This window comes from Amycolatopsis sp. NPDC101161 (assembly GCF_044768185.1).
In the GTDB taxonomy this organism is placed as follows: Bacteria; Actinomycetota; Actinomycetes; order Mycobacteriales; family Pseudonocardiaceae; genus Amycolatopsis.
Genome location: NZ_JBIWPI010000002.1, coordinates 631,920 through 656,325, shown reverse-complemented (window position 1 = coordinate 656,325; position 24,406 = coordinate 631,920). Strand labels below are relative to the sequence as shown.

Below are 24,406 nucleotides of genomic sequence, written 5' to 3'. Positions count from 1 at the left end.
ACACCTTTTGTCAGTGGTCGCTGGCAGACTTCCCGGGGTGCGCGCGAGCCGGCTGGTGTCCCTGCTTCTGCTGCTGCAGAACCGCGGGCGGATGAGCGCGGCGAAGCTGGCGGCCGAACTGGGCGTGACCGCGCGGACCGTGTACCGGGACGTCGAAGCGCTCGCGGCGGCGGGCGTGCCGATCTACGCCGAAACCGGCCCGGACGGCGGGTACCAGCTGATGGACGGCTACCGGACCCGGCTGACCGGGCTGACGGCGGGGGAGGCCGGCTCGCTGTTCCTCACCGGCCTGCCCCAGCCGGCCGCGGAGCTGGGCCTCGGCGCCCAGGTGGCCGCGGCCGAGCTGAAGCTGATGGCGGCGCTGCCGACGCCGTACCGGGACGCGTCGGTGCGCATCCGGCAGCGCTTCCACCTCGACGCGCCGGGCTGGTACCGCGAAGCCGACCCGGTGCCGCAGCTGCTCGCGGCCGCCGAAGCGCTGTGGCAGGACCAGGTCGTCGAGATCTCCTACCGCCGCTGGTCGCCGACGCCGGGTGTCGTGACGCGGCGGCTGCACCCGCTCGGCCTCGTGCTCAAGGCCGGCGTCTGGTACCTCGTCGCCGGGCCGCGCGTGCGCACCTACCGCGTCGGGAACATCGAAGAACTGCGGACGCTCGACGAGCACTTCACCCGGCCCGACGGCTTCGACCTGGCCGGATTCTGGCGCGCGAACGTCGAAAGCTACGAAGAGGGCGAAGCCGGCGAGACCGCCGTCGTGCGGCTGTCGCCGGCGGGAATCGAGGCCCTGCCGGACATCCTGGGCCCGCGGGCCACTCGGCTGGTGAAGCGCACGCTCGAATCGCCGGACGACGAAGGGTGGCGCCGCGCCCGCGTCCCCCTGGAAAGCGTGCCCCACGCGGCCGCGGGGTTGCTGCGGCTCGGCGCGGACGCGCAGGTGCTGGCACCGCCGGAACTGGTGGCGCACATGGGAAACACGATCCAGGCGATGGCGCGGCTGTACCCCCGGGCGTGCGGCTAGTCCCGGAAGTAGCCCAGCTGCGCGGAAAGGTCGTCCGCCGCCTCGGTCATCGGCCGCACGATCTGCTTCACCCGCTGCTTCGACAGCCGGTACGACGGACCGGACGCGCTCATCGCCGCGACGACGTCGCCGCCGGGGCCGTGGATCGGCACGGCGACCGCGTGCATGCCGAGCTCGAGTTCTTCGTAGCAGGCCGCGAAACCGTCTTCGAGCACGCGGTCCAGCTCGGTCATCAGCTCGTCCGGCTCGACCGTCGTGCGCGGGGTGTACTGCTCGAGCTTGCGCTTCAGCACGCGCTTGCGCTCGGTTTCGGCCATGTACGCCAACAGGATCTTGCCGCTGGAGGTCGCGTGCAGCGGCGTGCGCTGGCCGGTCCAGTTCTGCGTCGTGATCGCCGCCGAGCCGCGGGCCTGGCTGATGTTGATCGCGACGCCGTCGTCGGCGATGGCGATGTTCACCGTCTCGCCCAGCTCTTCGGCGAGCGACTGGCAGCTGGCGCGGCCCAGCTTGGCCAGGTCCATGCGGCCGGTCGCGGCGCCGGCCAGCCGCACGACGCCGAACCCGATCGCGTACTTCCCGCGTTCGCCGAGCTGCTCGACCAGGCCTCTCGACTCCAGGACGCTGAGCAGCCGCGACGCCGTCGACTTGTGGACGCCCAGCTCGCCCGCGATCTCGGTGATGCCGGTTTCGCCGTTGCGGGCGAGCAGCTCCAGCACGCTGATCGCCCGGTCGACCGACTGCACCTGGCTTTGAGTTGCGTTGCCCGAGTCCTGGTTCCGCATAGCGCAACAGTATCCGTTTCGCGCCGTTCCTATCGGCTGAGTGGGCGAATCGCTTGACGTGGCCGCCGTCGGAGCCGGATTGTTGCGCAGGAAGCGCAGCGTCGCGCCTTGCGCAACATTCACGAACCGTCCCGGCACCCCGCCAGTCATTTCCGGAGGCCTCGATGATCCGAGCGTGCGCCGTCGCCGACCTGCCCGTGGGAGAGGCCGTCCGCCTCGACGGCCCGGTCCCGATCGCGGTGTTCCACACCGAGGACGGCTTCTTCGCCGTCGACGACACCTGCACCCACCAGGACGCCTCGCTCGCCGACGGCTGGCTCGAAGGCTGCTTCGTCGAGTGCCCGCTGCACGCCGCGCGGTTCGACCTGCGCACCGGCGCGCCCGACTGCCTGCCGGCCAAGGAGCCGGTGCGCACCTACGCCGTGGTCGTCGACGCCGGCGACGTCCACGTCGACGTGCCCGTCCCGGCGGTTCCCTGACTCGTCCGCGCAGGTCCGTGAAGGCCGCGTGCCGGCCTTCACGGACCGTCCAGGGGCACCCGGATGGAGCAGGCACCCGTGCCGATCTTGATCTTTCTGGTGGTCAAACACGCGGGTCGTGCGTGCGGGCGTCGGAACTAGTGCGAATATGTGGACATGAAGGCACGTGTTCTCGTGGTCGACGACGACCCCGCCCTCGCGGAGATGCTCACCATCGTGCTCCGCGGGGAGGGGTTCGACACGGCCGTGGTCGCCGACGGTTCCCGCGCGCTTCCCGCGCTGCGCGAGCTGAAGCCCGACCTCGTCCTGCTCGACCTGATGCTGCCCGGGATGAACGGGATCGACGTCTGCAAGGCGATCCGCGCCGAGTCCGGGGTGCCGATCGTCATGCTCACCGCCAAGAGCGACACCGTCGACATCGTGCTCGGCTTGGAGTCCGGCGCGGACGACTACGTCGTGAAGCCGTTCAAGCCGAAGGAGCTGGTCGCCCGGGTCCGTGCCCGGATGCGCCGCACCGAGGCCGAGCCCGCGGAGTCGCTCACGATCGGCGACCTGGCCATCGACGTGCCCGGCCACGAGGTCACGCGCGAGGGCAAGGCCATCCCGCTGACCCCGCTGGAGTTCGACCTGCTGGTGGCGCTGGCCCGCAAGCCGCGTCAGGTGTTCACCCGCGAGGTGCTGCTCGAGCAGGTGTGGGGCTACCGGCACGCGGCCGACACCCGGCTGGTGAACGTGCACGTCCAGCGGCTGCGCTCCAAGGTGGAAAAGGACCCGGAGCACCCCGAGGTGGTGTTGACCGTTCGCGGTGTCGGGTACAAGGCCGGCCCGCCGTGATGAGTCCATGACGCTCGCGACCGGCAGACGGCTCCCCGCGTTCGCGCGTACGACGGCACGCCTGATGCGGCGTGTCGTCGTTTTCGCACGCCGTCGCGCGGTCGCGTTCAACGAGCTGTGGAAGCACTCGCTGCAGTTCCGCGTCACCGTGTCGACGCTCGCGCTGTCCTCGGCCGTCGTGTTCGTGCTGGGCATGGTCCTGCAGAACCAGATCACCGAGCGGCTGCTCGACACCAAGCGCGAAGCCGCGATCGCGCAGACCCGCGCGGCCGCGGACACCGCCGCCGGTGAGCTGGTCGGTCTCGGCGGCGAGACGCCGGAAGCGCTGCGCAACCGGCTCCAGAACGCGCTGAAGAAGATCGCGATCACGCCGACCAGCCAGGACGCGGCGGGCTCGGCGGCCGGCACGTTCGTCCCGGTGCTCGCCAGCGGCGGCCGCGACCAGTCCGGTGAGGACCCCGCGTCCGCCGGGCCGTTCGACAGCGTGCCCCCGCGGCTGCGCCAGTTCGTCGAAGCCAACGAGATGAGCTGGCTCGAGCACACGGTCACCGACCCCGACGGCGGCCGCACGACGTACCTGATCGTCGGCACGCCGCTCAACACCGTCGCCAGCCCGCTGCAGCTCTACCTGCTGTTCCCGTTGACGACCGAGCAGAACACGGTCGCGACCGTGCAGAACACGCTGCTGGTCGGCGGGCTCGTGCTGCTGCTCCTGCTGGCCGGCATCACGAACCTGGTGACCCGGCAGGTGGTCCGCCCGGTCCGGCAGGCCGCCGCGGCGGCCGAGCAGTTCGCCGGCGGCGACCTCGACCAGCGGCTCGCCGTGCTCGGCGAAGACGACCTGGCGAAGCTCGCGGTGTCCTACAACGGGATGGCCGAGAGCATCCAGGGCCAGATCCGCCAGCTCGAGGAGTTCGGCGGGCTGCAGCGCCGGTTCACCTCCGACGTCTCGCACGAGCTGCGCACGCCGCTGACCACCGTCCGGATGGCCGCCGACGTGCTGCACGCGTCGCGCGAGCAGTTCCCCGCCGGGCTCGCGCGCTCGACCGAGCTGCTGGTCGACGAGCTCGACCGGTTCGAGTCGCTGCTCGGCGACCTGCTGGAGATCAGTAGGCTCGACGCCGGCGTCGAGGAGCTGTCGGCGGAGTTCATCGACGTCCGCCCGATCGCCACCCGCGCGGTCGAGCAGGTGCGGGTGATCGCCGGCAACGCGGGCAGCTCGGTGGAGCTCGTGCTGCCCGACGAGGAGGTCATCGCCGAGGTCGACGCCCGGCGCGTCGAGCGGATCCTGCGCAACCTCCTCGGCAACGCCGTCGACCACAGCGAGGGCAAGCCGGTGGTGCTCACCGTCGCCGCCAGCGAGACCGCGGTCGCGGTGACCGTCCGGGACCACGGCGTCGGCCTGCGGCTCGGCGAGGCCGACCTGGTGTTCAACCGGTTCTGGCGCGCCGACCCGTCGCGCAACCGGCGCACCGGCGGCACCGGGCTCGGCCTGGCGATCAGCCAGGAGGACGCGCGCCTGCACGGCGGCGGGCTCGACGCGTGGGGCGAGCTGGGGCAGGGCGCCTGCTTCCGGCTCGTGCTGCCGCGCCGCCAGGACGTGCCGGCCGGCGACCCGCCGCTCGTGCTGCCGCCGCCCGACCGCGTCGCCGGCGAGGTGCCGCTCGGGCTGATCGAGATCACGCCGGCGCCGGAGGCGATCTTCGCCGAACGTGAGGGAATCGGTCAGTGACACGAGACGCTTTTCGGGGGTCCGGGTGGCGGAGCCCCCGGCCCGGGGCGAAGCCCCGGTTGAAGCGGGTTCTGCTCGCTTTGTTGTGCCTGGTCCTGGTGGCGGGGTGTGCCAACGTCCCGCTGGAATCCCAGCCGGTCGTCGTCTCCGGGGAACGGCAGGGTCAGGGCTCGGGTGACGTCGTCCCCGAGCCGGACAAGGACATCGACCCGCTGACGCTCGTCCGCGGCTTCATCGGCGCCACGCTCAAGCCCGGGCAGAACAACGCGGCCGCCCGCGCCTACCTGGACGACCAGAGCCGGGCCGCCTGGCGCCCGAACCGCAGCCTGACGATCATCCAGAACACCTTCGGCACGGTCTACGACCCGACGCCGCAGCCCGACCCGAACACGCTGGTCGTCAACGTGCGCGGGTTCGGCGTCGGCACGCTCGACCAGAGCAGCGCGTTCGTCCCGGAGTACAACCCGGGGGCGGCGCTCCGGATCAAGGTGCGCAAGCAGGCGAACGGCCAGTGGCGGATCACCGACCCGCCGCCCGACCTGTACGCGACCGAGTCCGACTTCAGCGAGAACTACACCGCGGTGCCGGTGAACTTCTACTCGGAGCAGACGGCCACCTTCGTCCCCGACCGGCGCTACGTCATCGCGAAGCCGCAGTCCGGGCTGCCGAGCCGGGTGGTGAACCTGCTGGTCAGCGGGCCGTCGACGAGCCTGGCCGGGTCGGTGAAGAACCTGCTCGCCGAGCCGATCGAGGTCGACACGAACGTCAAGAGCCTCGACGACGGGACGCTGGTGGTGCCGCTGACCGGCCTGTCCGGGGCCGCCGACGACATCCGGAACCTGATCGCCGCGCAGATCGTCCTCACGCTGCAGTACGTGACGTCGGCGCGAATCCGGATCCTCGCCGACGGCGCCCCGCTGGTCGCCAACCACCCGGACTGGCGCGCGAACGAGTTGCCCGCGTACGACGCGACGCTGTCGCCGCGCCGGGAGCTGCCCGGCCTGATGACGGTCGGCGGCCGGGTCCGGTCGCTCGACACCGGCGAGCCGATCGGCGGCCCGGCGGGCAACGGCGGCTACGACGTCGTGAGCGCTGCCCAGTCGATCGACGGCAAGAGCCTGGCGGTGGTCGAGCGCGACAACGGCAAGGTCCGCCTGCGGATCGGCGACCTCGGGCACGACCTGGCCATGGTCGGCCTGGGCGGGACGACGCTGAGCCGCCCGACGTGGCGTCCCGGCACCGGCGAGGTGTGGACGGTGGTCGACCAGGCGTCGATCGGCCGGATGGTGGTCAACCAGAACAACCAGTGGACGGCGCTGTCGGTCAACGCGACGGACCTGATCCAGCAGGGCGGCATCACCGAGCTGCGGTTTTCCCGCGACGGCGCCCGCGTGGCGGCGGTGGTGAACGGCCAGCTGTGGGTGGCGTCGGTGACCGGCAGCGGTGATTCGGTGGCCCTGCGCGAGCCGCGGCTGCTGCAGCCGAACGACCTCAAGGACGTCGTCGACGTGGACTGGCTGGCCCAGGACACCCTGGTGGCGGCGACGAAGTCGATGTCCCAGCCGGTGGTCCGCGTGACGGTGGACGGCCAGCGGATGGACGCGTTCAACAGCTCCAACCTGACGCCCCAGGTCCACGGCGTGACGGCGGCGCCGAGCCGCCCGATCGTGGTGGCGGACCAGAGCGGCCTGTGGACGGCGTCGGTGCTGGGCGAGGTGTGGCGGCCGCAGAACCACTCGATGAAGGACGCGGATCCCTTCTACCCGGGCTAGTTCCGGAAACTGTCGGTGGTGCCGGGGACACTGTCCGTGTGGTGCTGCTCGATTTGCTGATCCCCGCCCGGTGCGCCGGCTGCGGGGCCCGTGGGGCGCCGTGTTGCGCCCGGTGCGCGGCGGTGTGGGGTGCGGTGTCCGAGGTCGTACGGGTGCCGGTGGCGGGGCTGGCGCGGGTGTTCGCGCTGTCCCGGTACCGCGGCGTCGGGCGCCGGTTGCTGATCGCGTTCAAGGAACGCGGGCGGCGGGACCTGGCCGGTCCGCTGGGGCTGGCGCTGGCCCGGGCGTTGGTGGTGTTGCCCCTTCCGGGTTCCGCGGTGTGCTTGGTGCCGGCGCCGAGCCGCCGGTCGGCCGCGCGGGTGCGCGGGGGTCCGCACGTGGAGCTGCTGGCGGCCGCGGCCGCGCGGGTGCTGGCGGGCTGGGGGTTCGAGGTCGCGGTGGCCCCGGCGCTGGAGCTGGCGGGCGGCGCGCGGGACGCGGTAGGCCTGGATCGCGCGGCGCGGGTGGCGAACTTGGCGGGGCGGCTGCGGTTCCGGGAAGCGGGGCGGCCGCCACCGGGGATGCCGGTGGTGGTGCTGGACGACGTGATCACGACGGGAGCCACCGCCGCGGCTTGCGTGCGGGCTTTGGCGGGGGAGGGAGTGGAGGTGGCGGCGATTTTGACGCTGCTCTCGGCCGGGTGAATTTTTCAACGGAGTCGCGGAGCGGCGGCCCCTTCGCGGTGCCGGCCGGGCCGCGGTGCTCGCTGGAGGCACTTGCGGCCGTCGCGGTCTGCGAGGCTCGCCTGCCGTAGGCGGCCCCGGCGAGGCCGCGCTGCCGCGGTCCGGCGGGCCCGGCCTGCGGTGCCCTGGTCGGCGGCGGGTTGCCCACGCTTACCTCAGTCGGTCCGCCGCGATCCCGCGGCCTGCGCCGCGGTTCAGCGCCGGCCAGCCGGCCTTGCCTATCGCGAACCCGGCGCCCCGCTCCCACCTGCGTCTCCGCAAACCCGGAGCCGAACATGATCACCGCATACCCCGCCGATCGCCCCCTCACCCGCACCCGGGTGAACCCGCCCGTCACCTACACGAGTGACTTCCGTCGGGAACGCACCCCGCTCCCCGCCCGTTGTCCCGGCATGAGGGTGTCGATCAAGACCACCTGGCCGCCGCACCACTCCACCGGAGTGGCGGCTGCCGGAAACCTGGCCGTCACCCTCGGCGTCCACCAGCCGGCAGCGCTGCGCCGTCCGTGTGAAAGCACGAAAATCGCGGCGCGTCCGACCAGCGGGTGTTTTCTGGTGTTCACCCTCCGCTCACTGCGCGGGGTGACGGAGTCTCATTCCTCGACATCCCCCGGCTCGGGGGCTGTTGCAACCGGCGTGAGGAAGCTAACGTGCTCCGCAATCAGCAATCCCCGCAGGCAGGGAGGTGACGAGCCCATGTCCCTGGCGCCGGAGGTGCGCTGAGTCCGCGCTCGGGCTCCCGGCACGAGACGTCGTGATCCGCTCCCGAGTTCCTTCTCAGCCCGCGATCCGGGCTTCCGTCCCCGCTACACCGGCGCCGTGTGTGAACTCAACAGCTCGCAGTCATCGAAGCGAGGGAGGTCGTGTATGGATATCGTCGTCAAGGGCCGCAACGTGGAGGTGCCCGACCACTATCGGGCGCTTGTCAGCGAAAAGCTGGCCCGGCTCGAGCGCTATGACAGGAAAGTCATCCGGTACGACGTGGAGCTGTTCCACGAACCCAACCGACGCCAGGCCAAGAGCTGCCAGCGCGTCGAAATCACCGGAAAGGGGCGGGGCCCGGCCGTACGCGCTGAAGCGTGTGCCGCCGACTTCTACGCAGCGCTCGATTCCGCAGTCACCAAGCTGGAAAACCGGCTGCGGAGGACACACGACCGGCGGCGCGTGCACTACGGCCGCAGCCGCCCGGAATCGGTCGCCGAAGCGACCTCGGCACTGCCGGGTGGCGCATCCCCGGCCGCAGCCAGTCCTGTCGCGGGAACCGCGGTGCTCGAAGCACCGGAACCGCAGGCGAACGGCTTCGCGAGTGCCGGCGAGATCCACCTGCCCCAGCAGCAGAGCTGGGCCGACGACGACCTGGGTCACCAGCCCGGTCGTGTCGTTCGCGAAAAGCAGCACACCGCGGAACCGATGACGGTGGACCAGGCTCTCTACGAGATGGAGCTGGTCGGCCACGACTTCTACCTCTTCAACGACTCCGAAGCGGGCCGGCCCAGCGTGGTCTACCGGCGGAAAGGCTTCGACTACGGCGTGATCCGGCTCGGCTGAGCCGGTCTTAAGGAGGCCCGCCGGATGGCCCGCACGCGGCTCGCGTGCGGGCCATCCGCATGTCAGGACGTACGGCGTGTGCACACGACCCCCACCGTTCCCTACGATGGGGGTGGGAAGGTGGCGCCGACCACGGCAGCCGCCGCGGGAAAACCTGCCCGGGACCGGCCCGGGCGCGCTCATGATCAGCTAGTGAGGTCAACCGGATGGTGCTGAACCGCCTGCTCCGCGCGGGTGAGGGCAAGATGGTGAAGCGGCTGCGCAACATCGCCGATCACATCAACACCCTCGAAGACGACGTCAAGGACCTGACCGACGCCGAGCTGCGGGCCAAGACCGACGAGTTCCGCAAGCGGAACGGCGATGGCGAGTCCCTGGACGAACTGCTGCCGGAGGCCTTCGCGGTCGTCCGGGAGGCGGCCAAGCGGGTGCTCGGGCAGCGCCACTTCGACGTCCAGCTGATGGGCGGCGCGGCGCTGCACCTCGGCCAGGTCGCCGAGATGAAGACCGGTGAGGGCAAGACGCTGACCTGCGTCCTCCCGGCCTACCTCAACGCCATCCCCGGCAAGGGCGTCCACGTCGTCACGACGAACGACTACCTCGCCAAGCGCGACTCGGAGTGGATGGGCCGCATCCACCGCTTCCTCGGCCTCGAGGTCGGCGTGATCCTGTCGGAGCAGCAGCCGGACGTGCGGCGCTCCCAGTACAACGCCGACATCACCTACGGCACGAACAACGAGTTCGGCTTCGACTACCTGCGCGACAACATGGCGTGGAGCCTCGACGACTGCGTGCAGCGCGGGCACTACTACGCCGTGGTCGACGAGGTGGACTCGATCCTCATCGACGAGGCCCGGACGCCGCTGATCATCTCGGGCCCGGCGGACCAGTCGTCGCGCTGGTACGTCGAGTTCGCGCGGCTCGCGCCGCTGATGCAGGGCATCGACACCACCACGATGGGGTCGCGCGAGCGCACCGAGAAGACGAACCTGATCAACTCGAAGTACCACTACGAGGTCGACCAGCGGAAGCGCACCGTCGCCGTCACCGAGAAGGGCGTCCGGTTCGTCGAGGACCAGCTCGGCATCGAGAACCTGTACGAAGCCGCGAACACGCCGCTGGTCGGGTACCTGAACAACGCGCTGAAGGTCCAGGAGCTCTTCCACCGCGACAAGGACTACATCGTCCGCAACGGCGAAGTCATGATCGTCGACGAGTTCACCGGCCGCATCCTGGTCGGCCGCCGCTACAACGAGGGCATGCACCAGGCGATCGAGGCCAAGGAAAAGGTCGAGATCAAGGCCGAGAACCAGACCCTCGCGACGATCACGCTGCAGAACTACTTCCGCCTCTACGAGAAGCTGTCCGGGATGACCGGTACGGCCGAGACCGAGGCCGCGGAGTTCCACCAGACCTACAAGCTGGGTGTGGTGCCGATCCCGACGAACCGGCCGATGGTCCGCGTCGACCAGGCGGACCTGATCTACAAGACCGAGCAGGCCAAGTTCGAGGCCGTCGCCGAGGACATCGCCGAGCGGCACGAGAAGGGCCAGCCGGTCCTCGTCGGCACCACGAGCGTCGAGAAGTCCGAGCACCTGTCGAAGCTGCTGGTCAAGCTGAGCGTCCCGCACGAGGTGCTGAACGCGAAGCACCACGACCGCGAGGCCCTGATCGTCGCGCGCGCGGGCCAGAAGGGCGCCGTCACGGTCGCCACGAACATGGCCGGCCGCGGTACCGACATCGTGCTCGGCGGCAACCCCGACCTGATCGCCGACCAGGTGCTGCGCGAGCGCGGCCTGGACCCGGTCGAGCACTCCGAGGAGTACGAGGCCGCGTGGCCCGAGGTCCTGGAGCAGGTCAAGGCGGAGTCCAAGGCCGAGGCCGAGGAGGTCCGCGAGGCCGGTGGCCTGTACGTCCTGGGCACCGAGCGGCACGAGTCGCGCCGCATCGACAACCAGCTGCGCGGCCGGTCCGGCCGTCAGGGCGACCCGGGCGAGTCGCGCTTCTACCTCTCGCTCGGTGACGAGCTCATGCGCCGCTTCAACGCGACCATGGTCGAGCGCGTCATGACGACCATGCGGCTGCCCGACGACGTGCCGATCGAGCACAAGATGGTCTCCAAGGCCATCAAGAGCGCGCAGACCCAGGTCGAGCAGATCAACATGGAGCAGCGCAAGGACGTCCTCAAGTACGACGAGGTCATGAACGAGCAGCGCAAGGTGATCTACGCCGAGCGCCACCGCGTGCTCGCCGGCGAGAACCTGCGCGACCAGATCGAGGGCATGCTCGAGGACGTCGTCAACGCCTATGTGGACGGTGCGACCTCCAGCGGCTACGCCGAGGACTGGGACCACGAGAAGCTCTGGACCGCGCTCAAGCAGCTCTACCCCGTCAGCATCGACTGGGACGACCTGATGGAGGACGGCGACCTCGACGCGAACGGCCTGCGCGAGGCCCTGCTGCAGGACGCCCGCAACGCCTACGACAAGCGCGAAGCGGAGATCAACGCGCTCGTCGGCCCGGACGGCATGCGGACCCTGGAGCACCAGGTGATGCTGACCGTCCTCGACCGCAAGTGGCGCGAGCACCTCTACGAGATGGACTACCTCAAGCAGGGCATCGGCATGCGGGCGCTCGCGCAGCGCGACCCGCTGATCGAGTACCAGCGCGAGGGCTTCGACATGTTCCGCGCGATGCTCGACTCGCTGAAGGAGGAGGCCGTCGGCTTCCTGTTCAACCTGCAGGTCGAGCGGGCCGAGGCGCCTCCGGCGGAGGCCGCGGCCGCGGTGCCGACGGGTGTCGGGGCGGGCAACGGCCAGGCGACCGAAGGCCGCCACGCGCGGCCGGCGCCGCCGCAGCCGCCGACGACCGACACCGAGTCCGTCCCGGCCGCGCTGCGCGGCAAGGGCCTCGGCGGCGGTGGCCAGCAGGGCATGACGCTGTCCGGCCCGGGCGAGGACGGCGAAGTCGAGTCCCACGCCGAGGGCGGGGCGCAGGCCGCGGGCGGTGGCGGCGGGGGTACCCGCCGGGACCGTCGCGCCGCCCAGCGCGACGCCCAGAAGAAGGGCAAGAAGGGCCCGCGTCGCTGACGTGGTTTCCGGGGCCGGGGTGCGCGCGCCCCCCGGCCCCGTTTTTCGTGGGGGGAGAGAGAAGCAGGTGGATCCGCAGGAGTTCTTCGCGCTGTTCGCGGCCGAGCGGCGGCCGGACCCGTACCCGGCGTACCGGCGCTGGCGCGAGCGGTGGCCGGTCGCGGCCCTGGACGAGCGGATGTTCGCCGTCAGCGGCTTCGCCGAGGCCACGCAGGTGCTGCGCGACCCGGCGTTCGGCCACCCCGAACCGGAGTACCTGGATCCGGCGGACCGGCTTCCGGACCAGCCGGTCGACGAATCGGGACGCGTGGTCCGGGCGTTCCTGTCCCTGAACCCGCCCGACCACACGCGGCTGCGGCGGCTGGTGGCGAAGGCGTTCACGCCGCGGATGGTCGAGCGGCTGACGCCGCGGATCGAGGACCTCACCGCGTCGCTCATCGACGGCGTCGGCGGTGAGTTAGATCTGATGACGGCGCTGGCGAAGCCGCTGCCGGTGGAGGTGATCGCGGAGCTGCTCGGCGTCCCGCTGGACGACCGCGAGCGCTTCGCGGCCTGGTCGCACGCGATGGCGCGGGCGCTGGACCCGCCGTTCCTGCAGCACCCGGACACGATCGAGCCGGCCGTGCGGGCGCGGCAGTCGTTCGTCGCGTACTTCCGCGAGTTGGCGGACCAGCGGCGGCGCGAGCCCGGCGACGACCTGCTGTCGGCGCTGGTCGCGGTGTCGGACGCGGGTGACGTCCTCAGCGAGGGCGAGCTGCTGGTGACGTTGACGTTGCTGCTGATCGCCGGCCACGAGACGACGACGAACCTGATCGGCAACGGAGTCCTGGCGCTGCTGCGCGCCGGCGACGTCGACGTGGCTGACCCGGAGCGGGTGGTCGAGGAGGTGCTGCGCTACGACTCCCCGGTCCAGCTGACGGCGCGGACCGCGTTGCGGGACACGGAATTGGGGTCGTTCGCGGTGCCGGCGGGCAGCCAGGTGATCGTCCTCATCGGAGCGGCCAACCGTGACCCGGCGACGGGGCCGGACTTCTTCGACCCGTCCCGGGTCCCGGGTCGGCATTTGGCGTTCGGCCAAGGAATCCACTTCTGCCTGGGCGCGCCGCTGGCCCGGCTGGAGGGCCGCATCGTGTTCCGCGAACTGGCACGCCGGTTGCCGGGGTTGCGATTGGCGGGCGAGCCGACGTGGAACGCGACAACGACTTTGCGCGGCTTGGCCACGCTGCCGGTCGCGAGTGGCGATTAGAGAGCCGAATTGCCGCACGACCTCGGAGTGGGCGCGCCGGTCCGGGCCCGGCGCGCCATGGCGGGCACGTAGGCGGCGCGCGGGCTGAGCGGGCGCGTCTCACGCCGCCGCCTGCCGGTGCGTCCGCTGGGCCGGCCCGCTCGGCTTCAGCAGCGCGAACCGCACGCACTGCCACCCCGCCGGGGTGCGCGTGAAGCGGGCCGCCAGCGCGAACGACCGGCCGTCCGCCTCCACGCGGGTGCACGCCTCGATCACGTCCGGCGCCGGGGTGCACGTGTGGACCCGGCACAACCGGTGCCGGGGCCGCGTCCACCGTGGCCCGCTGAAGCCCGCGTACACCTCCGGTGCCACCAGCCCGCGGATCTGCGGCACCGGGCGACGCCCGTCGTAGGCCTCCAGCAGCATGGTCAGCAGCCGGCCCACCTCACTCGCTTCGAGCTGCCGAGGCGCCGGCCACCGGGCGTCGCCCCCGCGGTTTCCCTGCAGGGGCACTGCCGGCGGCCGCTCGGCCCGGCGCGGTACTTCGGCGTGGATCAGCGTTCTCACGCGGTGTTCCTCGGTCATTTCCTCCCCTCCCCGGCGCGGCATTTCGCCGTCGCCAGGGCTTAGAGGCCGGAACCGGCCGGAAAGGCGATGGGAATCGCCCGATTCGGCAAAGAACCGCCGAAGCGATGGATTCGCGCGAGCACGTGCGGTAAGCGCGGGGTCGCGTTGTTGCGCTATGCGAGACAACGCGTCGCCGCCCCGGCTATGGTGTGCCGGGTGCTGAAGGGGTTATTGGTCGATTTCGCCGGAGTTCTCACGGATCCCGACGCCGGCCGCTTCTACGACTACCTGGCGGCGGCGCGGGAACGAGGCGTCCGCACCGCGCTGCTGTCGAACGCCCCCGGGGCGTCGGCCGAGGTCAAGAACACGATGTTCGACTATTTCGACGCCCTCGTGTTTTCCGGTGAGGTCGGGGTGGCCAAACCGGATCCCGCCGTCTACCTCATCGCCGCCGATCGGCTCGGCCTGCCCGCCGTGCGCTGCGCGTTCGTCGACGACTCCGCCGCGAACATCCGCGGCGCCGTCCAGGCGGGCATGGTCGGCGTGCACCACCGGACGGTCGAGGAAACGCTCACCGAGCTCGACGTGCTTTTTCCCGATCGATGAGGCGTCAGCGGGCGCGGCGAACCAGTTCGAACGACAGGACCGCCGCCGCGGCTGAGACATTCAGCGACTCGACGTCACCCGGCATCGGAATCGACACCCATTCCGTGACGAGCTCGCCGACTTCGCCGCCGACCCCGGCCGTCTCGCCGCCGAGCACGAACGCGGCGCGCTGCGGCAGGTCGACGTCGAACACGGTGGTGCGCGCCGACGCGCTCAGCGCGTAAACGCCGTAGCCGGCTTCGGTGAGCATTTCGGCGGCTTCGCGCGCGGAGCCGCACCGCAGCACCGGCGCGCGGAACGCGACGCCGGCCGAAGCCTTGACCACCAGCGGGTCCAGCGCCGCGACGCCGCGGCGCGGCACGATCACGCCGTCGAGCCCGGCGGCGGTCGCCGTCCGCAGGATCATGCCGACGTTCGCGGGGGTGGTGATGCCGTCGAGCAGCAGCACCCGCGACGGCGGCCGACGGTCCGACAGCGCGGCTTCGAGCGCGCGCATCCGCGGCGCGACGACGTCGGCGAGCACGCCCTGGTCCTGCTTGCCGTTGCCGGCGAGCACCTTGACCCGGTGCGCGCTGGCGCGCTGCACCGGCACGCCGGCGTCCTTCGCCGCGCGCTGGATCTCCGCGGCGCCGGGGCCGCGGGCGGTGTCGGCGAGGATCACCTTGTCCACGCGCAGGCCGCCGTCGGCCAGCGCTTCGAGCACCGGCTTCCGGCCGTACACCGTAAGAAAGCGGTCTTTCGGCGAGATCGTCGACTCATCACCCACACCGGGCAGTCTCGCACTGTGCAACGATCGGCTCATGCCCGACCGCCTTTCCGCGCTGGACGCCTCGTTCCTCTACGTCGAGGACCACGCGACGCCGATGCACGTCGGTGGGGTGGCGATCTTCGAGCGGCCGCGGTCCGGGTTCAGCTACGCGCAGCTGCTCGACCTCGTCGGCGCGCGGCTGGCGTACCTGCCGCGCTACCGCCAGCGCGTCCTGGAGGTGCCGGGGCACCTCGCGCGGCCGGTCTGGGTGGACGACGTCGACTTCGACCTGAACTACCACGTGCGACGCTCGGCGCTGCCCCAGCCGGGCAGCGACGATCAGCTGTTCGACCTGGTCGCGCGCCTGATGTCGCGCCGGCTGGCCCCGGAACGGCCGCTCTGGGAGGCGTACTTCATCGAGGGCCTGGCCGGCGACCGCATCGCGCTGGTGACCAAGACGCACCAGTCCGTTGTGGACGGTGTCGGCACGATCGACCTCGGCCAGCTCATCCTCGACCCGACGCCGGCCGAGCCGGAGCCGTTCGAGGACATCTGGACGCCGCGGCGCGAGCCGAGCCGCGCGCAGCTCGTGCTGGACGCGGTCAGCGAAGGCGTGCAGCGGCCGGGCGAGGTCGTGGAGAACGTCCGGTCGGCGGCGAACGACGCGTTCGCGGCGGCGGGCAAGTTCGCCGAGACCGTCGGCGGGGTGACCTCGACGCTGCGCACGCTGGTGAAGCCGGCGCCGACCGGGCCGCTGAACGTCCGGGTGTCCGGCGGCCGCGTGTTCTCGGTGGTCCGCACGCGGCTGGAGGACTTCCGCAAGATCCGCGCGGCGCACGGCGGCACGGTCAACGACGTCGTCCTCGCGGCGATCACGGGCGCGCTGCGCGAGTGGCTGCTGTCGCGCGAGGAGCAGCTGACGCCGACGACGACGATCCGCGCGCTGGTGCCGCTGGCGGTCCGCGACGCGGAGACGGCCGAGTACTCGACCCCGGCGCTGGTCGGCAACCAGGTGGCCGCGTACCTCGTCGACCTGCCGGTCGGCGAGCCGAACGCGGTGCTGCGGCTGCAGCACATCGGGCACGCGATGGCCGAGCACCTCGACTCGGGGCGTCCGGTGGCGGCGCGCGGGCTGCTCAAGGTGGGCGGGTTCGCCCCGGCTACGCTCCACTCGCTCGGCGCGCGGGCGGCGGGGTCGCTGTCCGGGCGCATCTTCAACGTCATGGTGACGAATTCACCGGGCCCGCAGGTGCCGATGTACGCGGGAGAGGCCAGACTGGTCGAGATGTTCCCGGTCATGCCGCTGATGCGCACCCAGGCGCTGGCGATCGGGGTGACGTCCTACCACGGTGGCGTCTACTTCGGACTGAACGGCGACCGCAAGGCCGCGTTCGACGTGGACCTCGTGGCCGGGATGATCGAAGAGTCACTGGAAGAGCTGAAGGGTGCGCACTGGTGAGGGTTTATCTGCCTGCGACCATCGCGATGCTTCGCGACCTCGAATCCTCGGGGGAGTTCCGCGCCCGCAGCGGAACGGCGTTCGCGTTGACGCCGGCGTTGCGCGAGGCGTACGTGAGCGGCTCGGACGAGGAGCTGGAGTACGCGGCGCTCTTGGACGCGGCCCGGGCCTCGTTGCGCTTGATCGCGGCGGAGGAGAAGGGCGAGCCGCGCCGGGTGGTGATCTCGGCGGACGTCGAGGGGGTGACCCCGCGCCCGGACCTGGACGCACCGGTGGTCCGGATCGGCGGCCCGATCCCGATGTCGGCGGTGGCGGCGATCCACGTGGACGCGGCCGAGGCGGCCGACGCGGTCTCGGCAGCCGCGGCGGTGATCGACGCGGCTGACCTGGGGGACCCGGACGCGGAGTTCACCTTGGGGGACGCCGAGGACCACGAGCTGGCTTGGTATGCGCCGCAGGAGTTGCCGTTCCTGCTGGAGTTGCTCTGAGTTGTCCACAGGTGGGTTGACCTGTGGACAACTCAGGGATCAGTCCTCTGTGAACCAGTCCGGACCCGGCACCGGCCGTTCGCACTTCCACCCGGTCGCCTCCATGAGCTTCCCCGAGTCCACGCGCTGCGACCGCCCCATCGGTTCCGCCAGCGGGATCCGCGAAACCAGCCACTTCGGCAACGCCCGGGCTCGGCGCACCCCGGCCGCCGCGGCCAGGGCGGCTCCCAGCTCGCCCTTCAGCACCGCCGGCGCCCCCACGTTGTAGACCCCCGATGGCGCCTCCAAAGCCGCCACCGCCGCCGCGGCCGCGTCGGAGGGGTGGATCGGCGTCGTCCAGTCCGAACGCGACCCCAGGATCAACGGCCCTCCGCGGCGAGCCGCGGACAGCAGGGCCGCGGTCATCGCGTCCGTCCCCAGCAGCGTTCCGATCCGCAGCCGCACCACTGTGCGGTCCGCCAGCGCTGCCACGTTCGCGTGCGCCGTCACCGACGAAGCCGTCACCCCGGTCGGACGCAGCGGCGCTTCCTCCGTCAACAGCGTCGAACCCCCGTCCGCGTACACGAACGAGATCCCCTCCTGGACCACGGTCCGCACCTCTTCGACCTGCCGGACCGCCGCCGCCAGCGCCGCGCTGCCCGATACCCGGACCTCGTCGTTCAACGCCCACGCGGACTTGCTGGTCGTCTTCCGCGGAATGCGCGTCGCCAGATTCAGCACCGCGTCATGCCCGCGCAACGCCGTGACCAGCGAAGACGTCGAAAACAGATCGCCCGCGACCGGTTGTGCACCGGTCGCGCGCACAGCCGCCTCCCGCGAAGCGGACCGCGTCAGCCCGCTCACCGAATACCCCGCCTCCAACAGCCGGGCCACCGCCGGCCGGCCCAGTACGCCCGTCGCCCCGATAACCATCACTCGCTTGCTCATACGGCCTGGACGAGACCACGAGCCGAAACGTGACTACCCCACTTCACCCGGGGGCGGCGGCTGGATGTCGACGGGCACACCCCAGTCCGAGTAACGCGTGGTGATCCGCGCTTCCGAGCCCTGCAGGATCGGCGAGAGGTCCAGCACGATCCGCAGCGGCCGGTGCGCGTCGTCAAGCCACAGCTCCACCGGGAACTTGCCGAGCCGCCCGGCCGAATCCGCCGGCAAGCCCGCCGGCAGGTCCGGGCCCAGCCGCGCCAAGTCCAGGTCGACGCGGTAGTGCTCCGCCGTCACCCCGTCCAGCTGCCCGCGCTCGGCGGAGACGATCGAGCCCGCCGTGCGGATCTCGCCCAGCGTGTGCGCCGGATCGTTCTGGGCCGCCAGCTGCGCCAGGCTGCCGCCGAGCACCTGGGAAAACGGGTCGGTGCCGTCCGCCGCGACCACCACCCACGGCTTGCCCGCGCCGACCTCGTCGCGCGATCCCTCCGGCACCTTCGCGTACAGCTTGCCGCCCACCTGCCGCAGCTCCATCGGCTCGCCGATGAAGTCGGTCGTCAGCACCTGCGCCGTCCTGCCCGCGCCGAACCGCGCCTGGCCCTGGCTCTTGGACCGGACCTGGCCGACCGCGACGTCCGTGCCGAACTTCGCCGAGCCGGCGCTCGTGGTGGCCGCCGTGACGGCGTCGGCCAAGGTCCGCGCGTCGGCGAACGCCGGAGGCGGTGACGGGGTCGAGCACCCGCCGGCGAACAGGGCGAGGACCAGCACGACGGCGGCTTTGCGCATGGCGCAACAAAAACACAGCGGCTCCCCCGAACCCGTTCGGGGGAGCCGCTGCTACTCAGAGTTTCCCGGTCAGCGACCGGCCTTCTTCATCAGCTCGCCGAAGTCGACGACCTGGTCGGCCGGCGGGGCCGTCACGTCGACCGTGGTGCCCCAGTCGCTGTACTTCATCGTGAACTTCGCGTCCCCGCCCGGCGCGCCCAGCGCCTGCATCATCGGACCCTGGTCCATGGTGACCTGCACCGGCAGGTTGTCCTTGTTCAGCCACAGCTCGGCCGGGAGCTTGAGGTCCTTGCCCTTGAGCTTCTCGTTGAGCTGCGCGCGCGCCGCGGCCGGGACCTGGCCGGTGAACTGGTCGATGGCCTTGGTGACGTCGAGTTCCACCTTGTAGTGGTTGACCTGCTCGCCGTTCAGCTCGGTCTGGTCGGACGAGACGATCCGGCCTGCCTTCGAGACCTGCTCCAGGATCTTGCTCGGGTCGCTCTGCTCCGCCGACTGCGACATCGCGGCGCCCATCGCCTGCGAGACCGGGTCGGTGCCGTCGGCCGAGATCTTGGCCCACGACTTGTCGGTGCCCATCTGCTTCTGCTGAGCGGCGGGCAGCTTGATGTACATGACCTTGTCGACCATGCGCATCTCGGTGGTCTCACCGGCGGCGGTGGTGGACATCGAGAACTTGGTGTTCGCACCGTCGAAGGCCATCGCGCCGGTGGCGCTCAGGGTCTGGCCGGCGGCCGAGCCCTCCATGGTGAACTTCGCCGACTTGGACTTTTCGGTGCCCTGCTTCGACGCCGACGCCAGCTGGATCGCGTCGGTGAACGGCGAAGCGAGAATGCCGCGGCCCTCGGCCTGGGTCTGGCCGGCGGGCTGGGCGGTGCCGGAGTTGCCACTGCACGCCGTCAGCGTCAGCGCCAGCACGGCGGCGCTCGCGGCGACCAAGGTGGTCTTGCGCATCGAATTCCCCTCAGAGTCGGATGATCCGCACGGTATATCGCCCAAACGGGCGATTGGTTACGTCTCTGACGGTGACGATCCGTCGTCGGTTCCCGGTTGTCTCAGGGCTCTGTGACGCGGGTCACTTCGTGGCCGCCGCGGGAGGCCAGCAGGCGCCGCAGCGACGCGAGTCGTTCGGCGCTCGCGCGGCCTTCGGTGACGACGTCGTCGAGCGCGCAGTCCGGGTCTTCGGGCGGCCCGAGGTGCCCGCAGCCCGACGGGCACTCCTCGGCGGCCGCGGCGAACTCCTCGAAGGCATCGACGATGTCGTCCGCGGTGACGTGGGCCAGCCCGAACGACCGGACGCCGGGCGTGTCGATCACCCAGCCGCCGTCCGGCAGCGGCAGCGCGACCGCCGCGACGGACGTGTGCCGCCCCTTGCCGACTCCGCTCACCACGCCGACGGCCAGGTCGGCGGCCGGGACCAGTCGGTTGACCAATGTCGACTTGCCGACACCGGAGTGGCCGACCAGCGCCGTCAGGTGGTCCTTCAGCAGCTCGTCGAGGCCTTCCGGCTGCTCGTCGTAGCGGCTGACGATCACCGGGATGTCGAGGCCCGCGTAGCCCGCCAAGAGCTCGTCCGGGCTGGCCAGGTCGGCCTTCGTCAGGCACAGCACCGGCTCGACGCCGCCGGCGTAGCAGGCGACCAGGCAGCGGTCGATGAAGCCGGTGCGCGGCGGCGGGTCGGCGAGCGCGGTGACGATCAGCAGGCGCTCGGCGTTGGCGACGACCAGCCGCTCGTACGGGTCGGTGTCGTCGGCCGTGCGCAGCAGCGAGCTGGTGCGCTCGTCGACGCGGACGATCCGGGCGAGGGTGTCCGGCTTGCCCGAGACGTCGCCGACGATCCCGACCCGGTCGCCGACGACCACCGGGGTCCGGCCCATCTCGCGGGCCCGCATCGCGGTGATCACCCGGTCGGGATCGGCGTCGATGGCGCAGGTCCAGCGGCCGCGGTCCTTGCCGATGACCATGGCGGTGACGGCGTCGGCGTGCTCGGGACGGCGCTTGCTGCGGGGGCGGGTGCCCTTGCCCGGACGCACGCGGACGTCGGACTCGTCCAGCTTGCTCCAGTCGTTGCGCGCCAAACCCTCGTCCTCTCGTGCGCCGGTGCCACCCGAATGATCCCACGTCGCTCGCCAGCGCCCTGGCCTGCGTGTAACGATGGCGTCCCGGAGGTATCCGGCAGGCGAGGAGGTTGGTCATGTGCGGCCGCTATGCCGCCACGAAGGACCCGGCGAAGCTGATCGAGGAGTTCGAGGCGATCGACCTCACCGAAGGCCACGCGCGCGCGGACCACAACGTCGCGCCGACGAAGAACGTGGTCACCGTCGTGCAGCGGCACCCGCGTGACGAAGACGGCCAGGTCCTCGAGGACGAGCCCGCCGAGCGTTCGCTGCGGATGATGAAGTGGGGCCTGGTGCCGTTCTGGGCGAAGGACCCGTCGGTCGGCTCTCGGATGATCAACACGCGCGCCGAGACCGCGGCCGAGAAGCCCGCCTTCCGCCGCGCGCTGGTGTCCCGCCGCTGCCTGGTGCCCGCCGACGGCTGGTTCGAGTGGCGCCGCACCGGCAAGGAGAAGGAGCCGTTCTACATGACGGAGCCGGACGGCTCCTCGATCGCGTTCGGCGGGATCTGGGAGACCTGGCACCCGAAGGACGACAAGGACGCGCCGCCGCTGGTCACGTTCTCGATCATCACGACCGACGCGGCCGGCCAGCTCACCGACGTCCACCACCGGATGCCGCTGATCGTGCCCCGGTCCAACTGGGACGGCTGGCTCGACCCGGACCGCGAGGACGTCACGGACCTGCTGGTCCCGACGCCGGACGACATCGTCGCGTCGCTGGAGCTGCGCCCGATCTCGAGCAAGGTCAACAACGTCCGCAACAACGGGCCGGAGCTGCTGGAACGCGTCGACCCGGCGAACGAAGACGCACTCTTCGACGTGCCGAAGTCATGACGGCCGTCTCGGTCGATACAGCGTATGGCCCCGCGCGGGTGTATCTGCACTGCGCGGAGGAGGGCGACGCGGTGCTGATGCTCGGCCACGGCGCGGGCGGCGGCCTCGGGGCGAAGGACCTGGTGGCGGTGACGCGCGCGGCCCAGGCGGCGGGCGTGCACGTGGCGCTGGTCGAGCAGCCGTACCGGGTGGCCGGCCGCCGCGCGCCGGCCCCGGCGAACCAGCTGGACACAGCGTGGTTGACGGTCGCGGACGAGCTGTCGGAACGCTTCGACTCGCTGCCACTGGTGTTCGGCGGGCGGTCGTCGGGAGCGCGGGTGGCCTGCCGGACGGCCGCGGCCGGCCAGGCGGTGGCGGTGTTGTGCCTGGCGTTCCCGGAGCACCCGCCGGGCAAGCCGGAGAAGACGCGGCAGCCGGAGCTGGACGCGGTCGAGGTGCCGGTGCTGGTGGTGCAGGGGGAGCGGGACCCGTTCGGTCGGCCGGCGGCCGGGCCGCACCACGAGATCGTGGTGGTGGACGGCGACCACAGCCTGTCGAAGGACCTGGAGACCGTGTCGCGGGCGGCCACGGAGTGGCTGTCCCGGGTGCTGCGCCCGCTGGCCTGAAACCGCGGGTCAAGCCCCGATCGGCGCCACCACGGCGTTGGTCAGCCGGATCAGCTCGGCCGGGTCCAGCTCCACTTCCAGACCACGACGGCCGGCCGAGCAATACACCGTATCGAACGAAGACGCCGTATCGTCGATCACCACCGGCAGCCTGCTCCGGTGACCCAGCGGCGAGATCCCGCCCAGCACGTACCCCGTCGCCCGCTGGGCCGCCGCCGGGTCCGCCATCTTCGCCTTCTTGCCGCCCGCCGCGGCCGCCAGCGCCTTCAGGTCCAGCTGGCCCGTGACCGGGACCACGCCCACCACGAGCCGGCCGTCCACCTCCGCGACCAGCGTCTTGAACACGCGGGCGCGGTCCAGGCCCAGCGCCTCCACCGCCTCCAGCCCGTACGACTCCGCGCGCGGGTCGTGGTCGTACGCGTGCAGCGTGTGCGCCACCTTCTGCTTCCCCAGCAACGCCGTCGCCGGGGTGCCCTTGCCTGCCATGCGGCGGAGTCTAGGGAATGCCCGCGTGACCCGATCGGTTGTACGGGGCGTGACCACAACGCTCGCTACCACACGCTCTCGCAGCCGCCGCCGCCCTGAGGCACCGGCGAACCGCGGTGTGCCCGGCCCCCGCGTAAACTCGGGTCCGCCGTATGCGCGTACGCGCATCGACGCCGAGCGGGAAGGGAACGGTTTGCCGAGCACGGAGAACTCAGCGCCGGAAGAAGCGACCGAGGCCGAGCGCGCCGAGCGCTTCGAACGGGACGCCATGCCGTTGCTCGACCAGCTGTACTCGGCCGCGATGCGGATGACCCGCAACCCCGCCGATGCCGAGGACCTGGTCCAGGAAACCTACCTGAAGGCGTACGCGGCCTTCGCTTCCTTCAAGGCGGGCACGAACCTCAAGGCGTGGATGTACCGCATCCTCACCAACACCTACATCAACGGTTACCGCAAGCGGCAGCGGCAGCCGGTGCAGCAGCCCACCGAGGAGATCACCGACTGGCAGATCGCCAAGGCGGAGAGCCACACCTCCGCGGGGCTGCGGTCGGCCGAGGTCGAGGCGATGGACAACCTGCCCGACACCGACGTGAAGGCCGCCCTGCAGAAGCTGCCCGAGGAGTTCCGGCTGGCCGTCTACCTGGCCGACGTCGAGGGCTTCGCGTACAAGGAGATCGCCGAGATCATGGACACGCCCATCGGCACCGTGATGTCCCGCCTGCACCGCGGCCGCGCGCAGCTGCGCGACCTGCTCGCCGACGTCGCCCGCGAACGCGGCTTCATCCGGGGTGCCAAGGAAGAGGTGGCTGGGCGATGAACGACATGTGCGAGGGCGCGTCCGACAAGGTCCGCTGCGAAGAGGCGCTCGCCGACATCTACCTGCTCCTCGACCGCGAGTGCAGCCCGGAGCGCGACGCCGCGCTGCGCGCCCACATCGACGACTGCCCGCCGTGCCTCGAGGAGTACGGCATCGACGAGCACATCAAGCAGCTGCTGGCCCGCAAGTGCGGCGGTGACCACGCCCCGGCCGAGCTGAAGAGCCGGCTGCGGGCGTCGATCCGCCAGACCGTCGCCACGCGCGGCGGCGTCACCGTCGAGCGCACCGAGATCACCCTCGAGCAGCGTTCCGAATAGCGCCCGAGCACGACGAAGGCCCCCGCACCGGTGTGTGGGGGCCTTCGTCATGCCGACGCCGGGAATCAGGCGTTGGGCTTCTTGCCGTGGTTCGCGCCGTTCTTCTTCCGGTCGCGACGCTTGCGGGCGCGCTTCGACATGCTCACTCCTCGTCGTCAAAGCTGGTCAACCTCTCAAGTGTGTCATGACGTCCCGTTCTGGTTGGATGGGGTGGTCGGGCGAGCGCGAGGAGGGTGTCGATGGCGGAGATCAGGGCCGAAATGGTCGGCACCGTGCTCGAGGTCGTCGCCGAGCCGGGCGCCGCGCTGAACGCCGGGGACACCGTGCTGATCCTGGAGTCGATGAAGATGGAACTGCCCGCCGTGAGCGAGCGGGCCGGCACGCTGACCAGCCTCGCCGTGGCGAAGGGCGACCGGGTCCAGCAGGGTGACGTCCTCGGGACGGTCGAGTAAC

At 71.3% G+C, this 24,406-nt stretch carries 26 protein-coding genes; 17 read left to right on the top strand and 9 right to left on the bottom strand.

Annotated features, from left to right (window positions below; all coding sequences use genetic code 11):
- Nucleotides 1-37 precede the first annotated feature (37 nt).
- Nucleotides 38-1,018 carry a helix-turn-helix transcriptional regulator gene (locus ACIRSS_RS14220; protein ID WP_400894566.1) on the top strand — a complete coding sequence of 327 codons (981 nt, stop codon included), beginning with the start codon at nt 38-40 and terminating at the stop codon, nt 1,016-1,018.
- Here the strand turns inward: ACIRSS_RS14220 and ACIRSS_RS14215 are convergent.
- Nucleotides 1,015-1,800 (bottom strand): IclR family transcriptional regulator, encoded by a 786-nt coding sequence (locus ACIRSS_RS14215; protein ID WP_400894564.1) that lies wholly within the window; start codon nt 1,798-1,800, stop codon nt 1,015-1,017. The genes ACIRSS_RS14220 and ACIRSS_RS14215 overlap by 4 nt on opposite strands.
- A 164-nt stretch (nt 1,801-1,964) precedes the next feature.
- On the opposite strand from ACIRSS_RS14215, the gene ACIRSS_RS14210 reads away from it, so the two are divergent.
- From ACIRSS_RS14210 to ACIRSS_RS14175, 8 genes are all read left to right on the top strand, one after another.
- Nucleotides 1,965-2,279 (top strand): bifunctional 3-phenylpropionate/cinnamic acid dioxygenase ferredoxin subunit, encoded by a 315-nt coding sequence (locus tag ACIRSS_RS14210; RefSeq protein ID WP_400894562.1) that lies wholly within the window; start codon nt 1,965-1,967, stop codon nt 2,277-2,279.
- Nucleotides 2,280-2,435: 156 nt separating this feature from the next.
- A complete protein-coding gene (gene mtrA / locus ACIRSS_RS14205) occupies nt 2,436-3,113 on the top strand; it encodes an MtrAB system response regulator MtrA (protein WP_005150760.1) in 678 nt (225 codons plus the stop codon).
- Between the two features lie 7 nt (nt 3,114-3,120).
- The gene (gene mtrB, locus ACIRSS_RS14200) at nt 3,121-4,845 is read left to right on the top strand and encodes an MtrAB system histidine kinase MtrB (RefSeq protein WP_400894560.1); all 1,725 of its coding nucleotides are present in this window, start codon (nt 3,121-3,123) and stop codon (nt 4,843-4,845) included.
- Nucleotides 4,846-4,904: 59 nt separating this feature from the next.
- Nucleotides 4,905-6,617, top strand: coding sequence for an LpqB family beta-propeller domain-containing protein (locus ACIRSS_RS14195; RefSeq protein ID WP_400894558.1), 1,713 nt, complete (start codon nt 4,905-4,907; stop codon nt 6,615-6,617).
- A gap of 38 nt (nt 6,618-6,655) precedes the next feature.
- Nucleotides 6,656-7,300, top strand: coding sequence for a ComF family protein (locus tag ACIRSS_RS14190; protein ID WP_400894556.1), 645 nt, complete (start codon nt 6,656-6,658; stop codon nt 7,298-7,300).
- 905 nt (nt 7,301-8,205) lie between these two features.
- Nucleotides 8,206-8,886, top strand: a complete 681-nt coding sequence (gene hpf, locus ACIRSS_RS14185; protein ID WP_400894554.1) for a ribosome hibernation-promoting factor, HPF/YfiA family — start codon at nt 8,206-8,208, stop codon at nt 8,884-8,886.
- A 206-nt stretch (nt 8,887-9,092) separates the two neighbouring features.
- A complete protein-coding gene (gene secA, locus ACIRSS_RS14180) occupies nt 9,093-11,975 on the top strand; it encodes a preprotein translocase subunit SecA (RefSeq protein WP_400894552.1) in 2,883 nt (960 codons plus the stop codon).
- 67 nt (nt 11,976-12,042) lie between these two features.
- A complete protein-coding gene (locus tag ACIRSS_RS14175; RefSeq protein WP_400894550.1) occupies nt 12,043-13,221 on the top strand; it encodes a cytochrome P450 in 1,179 nt (392 codons plus the stop codon).
- Between the two features lie 99 nt (nt 13,222-13,320).
- Here the strand turns inward: ACIRSS_RS14175 and ACIRSS_RS14170 are convergent, their stop codons facing one another.
- The gene (locus ACIRSS_RS14170) at nt 13,321-13,767 is read right to left on the bottom strand and encodes an Rv3235 family protein (protein ID WP_400894548.1); all 447 of its coding nucleotides are present in this window, start codon (nt 13,765-13,767) and stop codon (nt 13,321-13,323) included.
- 231 nt (nt 13,768-13,998) lie between these two features.
- On the opposite strand from ACIRSS_RS14170, the gene ACIRSS_RS14165 reads away from it, so the two are divergent.
- Entirely contained in the window at nt 13,999-14,373 is a 375-nt protein-coding gene (locus ACIRSS_RS14165; protein ID WP_400897454.1) for an HAD-IA family hydrolase, read from the top strand.
- 4 nt (nt 14,374-14,377) lie between these two features.
- Here the strand turns inward: ACIRSS_RS14165 and ACIRSS_RS14160 are convergent, their stop codons facing one another.
- Complete coding sequence (locus tag ACIRSS_RS14160; protein ID WP_400894546.1) at nt 14,378-15,139, bottom strand: TrmH family RNA methyltransferase; 762 nt, start codon at nt 15,137-15,139, stop codon at nt 14,378-14,380.
- Between the two features lie 34 nt (nt 15,140-15,173).
- On the opposite strand from ACIRSS_RS14160, the gene ACIRSS_RS14155 reads away from it, so the two are divergent.
- Both ACIRSS_RS14155 and ACIRSS_RS14150 read left to right on the top strand, forming a co-directional pair.
- Nucleotides 15,174-16,580, top strand: a complete 1,407-nt coding sequence (locus ACIRSS_RS14155; protein WP_400894544.1) for a wax ester/triacylglycerol synthase family O-acyltransferase — start codon at nt 15,174-15,176, stop codon at nt 16,578-16,580.
- The gene (locus ACIRSS_RS14150) at nt 16,577-17,068 is read left to right on the top strand and encodes a DUF6912 family protein (RefSeq protein WP_400894542.1); all 492 of its coding nucleotides are present in this window, start codon (nt 16,577-16,579) and stop codon (nt 17,066-17,068) included. Before ACIRSS_RS14155 ends, ACIRSS_RS14150 begins: the two co-directional genes overlap by 4 nt.
- 39 nt (nt 17,069-17,107) lie before the next feature.
- Here ACIRSS_RS14150 and ACIRSS_RS14145 read toward each other — a convergent pair whose 3' ends face one another.
- The 4 genes from ACIRSS_RS14145 to rsgA all read right to left on the bottom strand — a co-directional run bounded on the left by ACIRSS_RS14145 (nt 17,108) and on the right by rsgA (nt 20,853).
- Nucleotides 17,108-17,995 (bottom strand): NAD-dependent epimerase/dehydratase family protein, encoded by an 888-nt coding sequence (locus ACIRSS_RS14145; protein WP_400894540.1) that lies wholly within the window; start codon nt 17,993-17,995, stop codon nt 17,108-17,110.
- A 33-nt stretch (nt 17,996-18,028) separates the two neighbouring features.
- Nucleotides 18,029-18,778 carry a hypothetical protein gene (locus ACIRSS_RS14140; RefSeq protein ID WP_400894538.1) on the bottom strand — a complete coding sequence of 250 codons (750 nt, stop codon included), beginning with the start codon at nt 18,776-18,778 and terminating at the stop codon, nt 18,029-18,031.
- Nucleotides 18,779-18,847: 69 nt separating this feature from the next.
- Nucleotides 18,848-19,729 carry a hypothetical protein gene (locus tag ACIRSS_RS14135; protein WP_400894536.1) on the bottom strand — a complete coding sequence of 294 codons (882 nt, stop codon included), beginning with the start codon at nt 19,727-19,729 and terminating at the stop codon, nt 18,848-18,850.
- Nucleotides 19,730-19,830: 101 nt separating this feature from the next.
- Nucleotides 19,831-20,853: a ribosome small subunit-dependent GTPase A gene (gene rsgA / locus ACIRSS_RS14130; RefSeq protein ID WP_400894534.1), complete on the bottom strand. Its 1,023-nt coding sequence runs from the start codon at nt 20,851-20,853 to the stop codon at nt 19,831-19,833.
- 116 nt (nt 20,854-20,969) lie between these two features.
- On the opposite strand from rsgA, the gene ACIRSS_RS14125 reads away from it, so the two are divergent.
- The gene (locus tag ACIRSS_RS14125; protein ID WP_400894532.1) at nt 20,970-21,728 is read left to right on the top strand and encodes an SOS response-associated peptidase; all 759 of its coding nucleotides are present in this window, start codon (nt 20,970-20,972) and stop codon (nt 21,726-21,728) included.
- Nucleotides 21,725-22,333, top strand: coding sequence for an alpha/beta family hydrolase (locus tag ACIRSS_RS14120; protein WP_400868817.1), 609 nt, complete (start codon nt 21,725-21,727; stop codon nt 22,331-22,333). The genes ACIRSS_RS14125 and ACIRSS_RS14120 overlap by 4 nt, the downstream gene beginning before the upstream one ends.
- Nucleotides 22,334-22,342: 9 nt before the next feature.
- On the opposite strand, the gene ybaK is transcribed toward ACIRSS_RS14120, so the two are convergent.
- Complete coding sequence (ybaK, locus tag ACIRSS_RS14115; protein ID WP_400894530.1) at nt 22,343-22,819, bottom strand: Cys-tRNA(Pro) deacylase; 477 nt, start codon at nt 22,817-22,819, stop codon at nt 22,343-22,345.
- Between the two features lie 193 nt (nt 22,820-23,012).
- On the opposite strand from ybaK, the gene ACIRSS_RS14110 reads away from it, so the two are divergent.
- Entirely contained in the window at nt 23,013-23,636 is a 624-nt protein-coding gene (locus tag ACIRSS_RS14110) for a sigma-70 family RNA polymerase sigma factor (RefSeq protein WP_400894528.1), read from the top strand.
- Nucleotides 23,633-23,953, top strand: a complete 321-nt coding sequence (rsrA, locus tag ACIRSS_RS14105) for a mycothiol system anti-sigma-R factor (RefSeq protein ID WP_257918242.1) — start codon at nt 23,633-23,635, stop codon at nt 23,951-23,953. Before ACIRSS_RS14110 ends, rsrA begins: the two co-directional genes overlap by 4 nt.
- A gap of 65 nt (nt 23,954-24,018) precedes the next feature.
- Here rsrA and ACIRSS_RS14100 read toward each other — a convergent pair whose 3' ends face one another.
- On the bottom strand, nt 24,019-24,093 hold the full coding sequence (locus tag ACIRSS_RS14100) for a 50S ribosomal protein bL37 (protein ID WP_098515123.1): 75 nt from the start codon (nt 24,091-24,093) through the stop codon (nt 24,019-24,021).
- Nucleotides 24,094-24,192: 99 nt separating this feature from the next.
- Between ACIRSS_RS14100 and ACIRSS_RS14095 the strand changes: the two genes are divergently transcribed.
- A complete protein-coding gene (locus ACIRSS_RS14095) occupies nt 24,193-24,405 on the top strand; it encodes a biotin/lipoyl-binding carrier protein (RefSeq protein WP_372663965.1) in 213 nt (70 codons plus the stop codon).
- Nucleotide 24,406: the final 1 nt, after the last annotated feature.

Excerpts from the sequence above, each read along its gene's own strand:
- ACIRSS_RS14215 (WP_400894564.1), bottom strand. The coding sequence starts at position 1,800 with ATGCGGAACCAGGACTCGGGCAACGCAACTCAAAGCCAGGTGCAGTCG.
- ACIRSS_RS14210 (WP_400894562.1), top strand. The coding sequence starts at position 1,965 with ATGATCCGAGCGTGCGCCGTCGCCGACCTGCCCGTGGGAGAGGCCGTC.
- mtrA (WP_005150760.1), top strand. The coding sequence starts at position 2,436 with ATGAAGGCACGTGTTCTCGTGGTCGACGACGACCCCGCCCTCGCGGAG.
- mtrB (WP_400894560.1), top strand. The coding sequence starts at position 3,121 with ATGACGCTCGCGACCGGCAGACGGCTCCCCGCGTTCGCGCGTACGACG.
- hpf (WP_400894554.1), top strand. The coding sequence starts at position 8,206 with ATGGATATCGTCGTCAAGGGCCGCAACGTGGAGGTGCCCGACCACTAT.
- secA (WP_400894552.1), top strand. The coding sequence starts at position 9,093 with ATGGTGCTGAACCGCCTGCTCCGCGCGGGTGAGGGCAAGATGGTGAAG.
- ACIRSS_RS14155 (WP_400894544.1), top strand. The coding sequence starts at position 15,174 with ATGCCCGACCGCCTTTCCGCGCTGGACGCCTCGTTCCTCTACGTCGAG.
- ACIRSS_RS14145 (WP_400894540.1), bottom strand. The coding sequence starts at position 17,995 with ATGAGCAAGCGAGTGATGGTTATCGGGGCGACGGGCGTACTGGGCCGG.
- ACIRSS_RS14140 (WP_400894538.1), bottom strand. The coding sequence starts at position 18,778 with ATGCGCAAAGCCGCCGTCGTGCTGGTCCTCGCCCTGTTCGCCGGCGGG.
- ACIRSS_RS14135 (WP_400894536.1), bottom strand. The coding sequence starts at position 19,729 with ATGCGCAAGACCACCTTGGTCGCCGCGAGCGCCGCCGTGCTGGCGCTG.
- ACIRSS_RS14125 (WP_400894532.1), top strand. The coding sequence starts at position 20,970 with ATGTGCGGCCGCTATGCCGCCACGAAGGACCCGGCGAAGCTGATCGAG.
- ACIRSS_RS14120 (WP_400868817.1), top strand. The coding sequence starts at position 21,725 with ATGACGGCCGTCTCGGTCGATACAGCGTATGGCCCCGCGCGGGTGTAT.
- ybaK (WP_400894530.1), bottom strand. The coding sequence starts at position 22,819 with ATGGCAGGCAAGGGCACCCCGGCGACGGCGTTGCTGGGGAAGCAGAAG.
- rsrA (WP_257918242.1), top strand. The coding sequence starts at position 23,633 with ATGAACGACATGTGCGAGGGCGCGTCCGACAAGGTCCGCTGCGAAGAG.
- ACIRSS_RS14095 (WP_372663965.1), top strand. The coding sequence starts at position 24,193 with ATGGCGGAGATCAGGGCCGAAATGGTCGGCACCGTGCTCGAGGTCGTC.